This is a genomic window from Lachnospira sp. (genome assembly GCF_016290755.1).
Lineage (GTDB): Bacteria > Bacillota > Clostridia > Lachnospirales > Lachnospiraceae > Lachnospira > Lachnospira multipara.
In genome coordinates, this window is sequence record NZ_JAEEVD010000033.1 from 22435 (window position 1) to 28510 (window position 6076).

General features: G+C 37.2%; 7 protein-coding genes. 1 reads left to right on the forward strand and 6 read right to left on the reverse strand.

The features are described from left to right. Positions 1–19: 19 nt before the first annotated feature. The 6 genes from QVA17_RS08655 to QVA17_RS08680 are packed head-to-tail and all read right to left on the reverse strand — an operon-like array spanning position 20 to position 5259. Positions 20–466, reverse strand: coding sequence for a 4Fe-4S dicluster domain-containing protein (locus QVA17_RS08655; RefSeq protein WP_074522235.1), 447 nt, complete (start codon positions 464–466; stop codon positions 20–22). 49 nt (positions 467–515) lie between these two features. Continuing rightward, positions 516–1598, reverse strand: coding sequence for a hydrogenase large subunit (locus QVA17_RS08660; protein ID WP_287387989.1), 1083 nt, complete (start codon positions 1596–1598; stop codon positions 516–518). Next, on the reverse strand, positions 1591–2010 hold the full coding sequence (locus QVA17_RS08665; protein ID WP_287387992.1) for an NADH-quinone oxidoreductase subunit C: 420 nt from the start codon (positions 2008–2010) through the stop codon (positions 1591–1593). Before QVA17_RS08665 ends, QVA17_RS08660 begins: the two co-directional genes overlap by 8 nt. Next, entirely contained in the window at positions 2010–2459 is a 450-nt protein-coding gene (locus QVA17_RS08670; protein ID WP_287387995.1) for an NADH-quinone oxidoreductase subunit B family protein, read from the reverse strand. The genes QVA17_RS08665 and QVA17_RS08670 overlap by 1 nt, the downstream gene beginning before the upstream one ends. An 11-nt stretch (positions 2460–2470) precedes the next feature. Beyond that, positions 2471–3334, reverse strand: a complete 864-nt coding sequence (locus QVA17_RS08675) for an NADH-quinone oxidoreductase subunit H (protein ID WP_287387998.1) — start codon at positions 3332–3334, stop codon at positions 2471–2473. Beyond that, the gene (locus tag QVA17_RS08680; RefSeq protein ID WP_287388001.1) at positions 3331–5259 is read right to left on the reverse strand and encodes an NADH-quinone oxidoreductase subunit 5 family protein; all 1929 of its coding nucleotides are present in this window, start codon (positions 5257–5259) and stop codon (positions 3331–3333) included. Before QVA17_RS08680 ends, QVA17_RS08675 begins: the two co-directional genes overlap by 4 nt. Before the next feature lie 283 nt (positions 5260–5542). Between QVA17_RS08680 and QVA17_RS08685 the strand changes: the two genes are divergently transcribed. Next, the gene (locus QVA17_RS08685; RefSeq protein ID WP_051195431.1) at positions 5543–5887 is read left to right on the forward strand and encodes a hydrogenase maturation nickel metallochaperone HypA/HybF; all 345 of its coding nucleotides are present in this window, start codon (positions 5543–5545) and stop codon (positions 5885–5887) included. Positions 5888–6076 lie beyond the last annotated feature (189 nt).

The window sequence follows — 6076 nt, forward strand, 5'->3', positions numbered from 1 at the left end:
TCCCCGTTTATGTTTATGTTTATTCCTCTGCCTTAGCTTTTGCTGCGGCTTCGGCTTTCTGTTTTGCTATTTCAGCGGCCTTAGCTGCTGCGGCAGCCTTTGCCTCTGCTTCTTTTTTAAGCTGTTCCTCGGATTTCTTATAAGTAGCAACGCTCTTTTCAAATTCAGGTGTTTGATAACCCACCACCATTTTTAAACATTTTTTAGGACATTTATCTACGCAAAATCCGCAGGCTACACAGTCAAATCTATCAATTGACCAAGTGGCATTAGCTCTGTCTACGGCAAGGGCATTGCTTGGACATGAACGAACACACATACCACAAGAAATGCAATTGTCGATGTCGATTTCTACATGGCCTCTACTACCCTCTGGGTACTGAATTTCACTAGCTGGATAGCTAGTTGTTACAGGGGGAAGAAATAGATTTTTTAATGCTTGTGTAGCAAATTGTAAAATAGCCATATCTACTCCTTTCTGTATTTGTTGTTTCCAGATTTTGTTAAACAAAATCTTATCTTTCGGTACAACTAATACATGGATCAATTGTAAGTACAAGTAAACCAACATCGGCTAGCTCTGTGTTCTTTAACATCTCGCAAAGGCCTGCAATATTGGCAAATGTAGGAGTTCTTACTCTGATTCTGTCTAGGTATGGAGTACCATTTGCCTTGGCATAGTAGAAGGCCTCGCCACGTGGCTGCTCCACTCTCATAATAAACTCGCCGTTAGGATTTCCCTTAACTGGAGTGCTAAGTGTCTTGTCTGCTGGAAGCTTTGCAATAGCCTGACGAATAATGTCAATTGACTGGTAAAGCTCCTTTAAACGCACATAACATCTAGCATACGAGTCGCAATCATTACTTGTAATTGGCTCAAAATCTATCTTAGAATATCCTGCATATTCTAGCTTTCTTAAATCTACTGCAAGGCCTGAAGCTCTTGCAAATGGACCAACACAGCCAAGTTCGTGCACCTTTTCCTTTGAAAGAATGCCTACACCCTTAAGTCTTGATTCAACTGTGTAATCATAAAAGAAAGTCTTTTCAATAACTTTAAGTTCCTTTTCAACCTCACTAAGGGTCTCAAGAATTGTTCTTTGCTTATCTTCGTCGATGTCTCTTTTGACACCGCCAATTGTATTTACGGAGAAAATGAGTCTCGCACCTGCAGTAAGTTCATGTAGGTCAAGAATTTTCTCACGAATTCTCCAACACTGATAGAAAAGATTTTCAAAACCAAAACCATCGGCTAGTAAACCAAGCCAGAGAAGATGTGAGTGCATTCTGTTAAGTTCAGCCCAGATAGTTCTAAGCATTTTCGCTCTATCAGGGACCTCCACATCCATAATGTGCTCAAGAGTCTCGCAATATCCCATTCCATGCTGGAAACTACAAATACCGCAGGTTCTCTCCACCACATAAGTCATGGTATTAAAATCCTTCTTCTTTACTAAACCTTCCAAACCTCTATGAATAAAGCCGATTGAAGGAATTGCTTCAATTACTCTCTCATCCTCTACAACTAAGTCAAGGTGAATTGGCTCAGGAAGTACGGGATGCTGAGGGCCGAAAGGAATAACGCTACGTTTACCCATTGTTTTCTTCCTCCTTCTTCTCTTCTTGTGGTACACCAAGTGGCGCCTCCACGTTTATTCTATAGAGCTTATTGTCAAGATCGTTAGTAATTAACTTGATTTTGACACCGAAGATTTCCTTCATTTCATTTTCATAAAAAAGCGCTGCCGGAATAAATTCAGTAATGGAGTGAATCTCTTCATCTGGCGAAATTACAACCCTTAAAGATAGCGCTTCAAGAGTTTCGTAATTTGAAAATGTATATGTTAAATGAAATTTATCTTCGTAATAGGCTGCGCAGGCTTGGGAAAATCTCAAACCTTCTCGCTTTAATTCTAGACATCTCTCAAGTAAGTCACTTGCTGGAATTTCCTCAATTTTTGAGAGCTGGCGCACTTTGTCGTTAGTCTTTAATTCAACAGTCTCATCCATTATGCAATTCCTCCTTCAAGTTCTCTTTCTAGAGCTTCTGCTCTTTGGTTATAAATTTCGATGCCTTTTAAAATGCCATCAATAATTGCCTGTGGTCTTGCTGCGCATCCAGGAACATAGACATCCACAGGAATTGTAGTATCTACGCCGCCTTTGATGTTGTAGCATTCCTTAAATACGCCGCCTGTACAGGCACATACGCCAATAGCAACTACCACCTTAGGGTCTGCCATTTGCTCATATAACTGTTTTACTGTGGCTTCGTTTTGTGCATTTACACCGCCTGTTATTACTAAAATGTCTGCCTGAAGTGGATCACCTGTGTTTATAACGCCAAGTCTTTCTGCGTCATAAACTGGTGTCAGACAGGCTAAAACTTCAATATCACATCCGTTACAGCTAGATCCATCATAGTGGAGAAGCCAAGGTGATTTTAATCCTTTTCCCATGTCAACCTCCATTATTTTATAATCATAAGAATTATTAAGTTAACTCCAGCAGTAAATAAAGTCACTACCCATGTAGTTTTAAGCATTGTCTGCCATTTTACTCTGGCGGAAGCATTATCAATTAATATTTCAAGAAAATATACTAATAACACTACGACTAAGGCAACAACTATGCTGATTGGATTTTCATTTACAATAAAAAGTGATACAACTGCCATTAAAAATACATTTTCATACCACTCAGTTACTGTAAATATAGCTAAATTCTTAGTTCCGATATCTGATGTTATACCCTTTACAATCTCCTGATTTGGATGGTGAGAAGTTGCTAAATCAAATGGTGACTTTCTCATCTTGATTGTAAGGATAAAGACAAAGGCTATGAAAAATCCTGGTAAGTACATAATTGCACTATCTGAACTTCTAGCAATGTCTGCTACGTTAAAGCTGCCTGTTGCAAGGTAGAAGCCAACGCAGGCAAATAATACTGCAGGTTCGTAAATCATCATGGATAAAAGCTCTCTTTGAGCACCGATTGATGCATATGGGGAACTTGTTACAACGCCTGCAAAATAAAGGAAAGTTGCTGCTGTACTCATTACAAAGAAGCACATTAAAATGTCAGTTCCTGAAAAGAACATTGCTCCTGTAAGAATCATTAAAACCATGTAAGAAATCAAAAGGAAATTCTGTGATTTTGTTACAGCAGTTTCTCTCTTAGTTAACAATTTTGATACATCATAGAAGGGCTGTAAAAGTGGCGGACCAACTCTTCGCTGCATTCTCGCAGATATTTTTCTATCTAGTCCATCTAGTAAACCGCCAATTAGTGGAGCTAGAAGGATGTAGCATATGGTAAGAATTATTCTAATCATAAGAACACACCTCCTATTATTCTACACATCATTACAACTATTACTGCTAGAGTAAAAATCTGTGATGGCATCATAAGTTTTCTTGAACCGATAATCTTATGGAAATAGAAATTAGACAACCAAAGGGTCTTTTCATTTCCTAAAGAATCTGTAAAGGCTCTGTTATCGCCTGTGTTTATACCATTCATGTAAGATAACTTAAGATCTTGTGTTTGCTGCTTGCTACTTAGGTAAGCAAGGAATGGCACTGCAAATACTACAACGATAATGATAATTAATGTAAATAAAACCTGATTTGACAATACATTTTCAGATTTACCAAACATCTCATTAACTAGTGGGTTAACAAATGTTTCGGAAACTAGTGGGAAGAGAGCACAAAGGGCAATCATAAGGATTGCATGAATTGTAAGAGAAATCATCTCATTCTTCTTTGTCTTATCCTTCACGTGAGTTCCGTTTAAGTGGCCGTGGCTAATGATCTTGCCCATCCACTTAGTCCAGTAAAATGATGTTGTAGCTGAACCAAAAATGATAAAGAATACTAAAATAATATTTCTTACGTCTACTGAAGCCTTAAGTGCTGCCCATTTTGAAATTAACATACCAAATGGAGCAAGGAACATTCCGGCAATTCCAATAAACATAAAGATTGCAAGCTTAGGTAGCATATAAAGTAGACCATGCATATCTTCTACGTCTCTTGAACCAAGGGCATTTTCTGTTGCACCAATGTCCTGGAAAAGAAGAGATTTTGAAATTGCGTGGAACATCATTAAAAATATTGCTGCCCAAACTGTCTCAGATGTACCAACACCAGCGCAGGCCACCATTAGTCCTAGGTTTGATATTGTAGAGAAAGCAAGCACTTTTTTTCCATCTGACTGCGCTATGGCCATGAAGGAGGTTATTAAAAATGTAAAACCACCCACGAAGGCTATCATATTTCCTGTCATTGTGCCTGACATTGCAGGGGATAGTCTAAGTAAAACATATATTCCAGCTTTTACCATTGTTGCAGAGTGAAGCAAGGCTGAACTTGGTGTTGGAGCAACCATGGCGCCAATAAGCCAAGTTGAGAATGGTAACTGCGCAGCTTTTGTAAGTGCTGCAAAGGCTATAAGTGCAACGCAAATTACGGCACATTTCGATTGGATTGTACCCATGGCAACTAAGGTATGAAGATCTACATTTTCATAGGTATATCCAAAATAAACAATTGCAATAGCTAGAGCACAACCGCCAAGAAGGTTCATCCATAATGCTCTAAATGAGTTGTTAACAGCTTCTTCTTCTCTTGTGTAGCCAATAAGAAGGAATGAGCAAATACTTGTCATTTCCCAGAAGAAGTCAATCCAGAGTAGGTTTTCTGATAGGACAAATCCAAACATTGCTCCAAGGAATAAGAAAAGTAGAGCAAAGAAGTAATATCTTCTATCAGCTACATTACTATGGTGTGGACTATGATGGTAACCATGCATATAACCCACTGCGTAAACTACAATTAAGCTTCCGATAATTCCAACGATTATACACATTAAAATTGAGAGATAATCGATGTAAATGTGACCAATAACTTCGCGTGTTTCAGGTCCGAAGATTTCGTAATAGGCTATAAGAGCTGTTGGACAGATTGATAACAAACTTACCCAGGCCTTTTTATACTTAAAAGACAGATAAGTCACAACGCCCATTAGTACTATTTCAGCCGCTAATATAATGTGATCAACTAACTCAGTGTTATAGTAAAGAGTGATTGTTTCCATCCCTTTGCTAATCCATTGATATACTAGAACCCCAACAGAAACCATAATGACAACAGCTGATAAATAAGCTATGGCATTTCTGATTTTGTTAATTCTAGTACAGTACATTATTATGGCTATAACTAATGGAAAAATAATTAAGAATGGTATTATCGCCATAAGCACCCCCGTAAAATTATTTGACTTAATTTGTTATTTTATTTAGAAATGTTTTCTGTTAAGAATACATTTTTTTATAAGTCAATTCACATTACATTATATTATTTTTAATCTTTGAATTCAATTATTTTTGAAAATAACTGACTTTTGAAGCTTTTGATAAGAAGCTTATCTAAAACTAATGAAGTGTCTATGAGAAGGGGATTTATCGTTATAATGACTGGTTTTATAGCAAGAAATTTTATATAATTTGGATATTCTTATTTAAGGGGGAAATGTATCTATGCATGAAATGAGTTATTGTGTAAGAATTGTTGACGAAGCTATTAAGGCTTGTAAGGAGAATTCTTTAGAAAATGTATCAAGTGTTTATGTGGAAGTCGGCAGAATGACAGCTTGTGTAAACGAGCTTTTGATAAAGGCCTTTGATAAGGCAAAGAAAGATACTATTTTGGAAAATGCAAATCTTGTCATAACTAATCAAGATGTTGTGGCTTTTTGTGAGATCTGTAATAAAGAATTTAAACCTAGCATAGAAAATAACTACCTCTGCCCTATATGTAAGGGAGTTCAAAGTCGTATTGTTAAGGGTAGAGATTGCATTATTACTAGGATTGAAGGGGAGTAATCATATACTTGCCAACTTCTAAACTCATAATCTTCTCTAATTACGCTATCTGGGGCTTTGATTGTTTCGTCAAAACGAACTCGCTTATCTGGAATTTGTCCCTCATTTGCAAGGTTCATATCGTAATGAACTGTATATGAGATAGGTTTCCAAATAGCATAAAATGTAATCGTTGTACCATTATTTACA

What these genes read in the sequence shown, in the direction of transcription:
- QVA17_RS08665 (WP_287387992.1), bottom strand. Translation starts at nt 2,010, where the DNA reads ATGGATGAGACTGTTGAATTAAAGACTAACGACAAAGTGCGCCAGCTC.
- QVA17_RS08685 (WP_051195431.1), top strand. Translation starts at nt 5,543, where the DNA reads ATGCATGAAATGAGTTATTGTGTAAGAATTGTTGACGAAGCTATTAAG.
- QVA17_RS08670 (WP_287387995.1), bottom strand. Translation starts at nt 2,459, where the DNA reads ATGGGAAAAGGATTAAAATCACCTTGGCTTCTCCACTATGATGGATCT.
- QVA17_RS08660 (WP_287387989.1), bottom strand. Translation starts at nt 1,598, where the DNA reads ATGGGTAAACGTAGCGTTATTCCTTTCGGCCCTCAGCATCCCGTACTT.
- QVA17_RS08655 (WP_074522235.1), bottom strand. Translation starts at nt 466, where the DNA reads ATGGCTATTTTACAATTTGCTACACAAGCATTAAAAAATCTATTTCTT.
- QVA17_RS08675 (WP_287387998.1), bottom strand. Translation starts at nt 3,334, where the DNA reads ATGATTAGAATAATTCTTACCATATGCTACATCCTTCTAGCTCCACTA.
- QVA17_RS08680 (WP_287388001.1), bottom strand. Translation starts at nt 5,259, where the DNA reads ATGGCGATAATACCATTCTTAATTATTTTTCCATTAGTTATAGCCATA.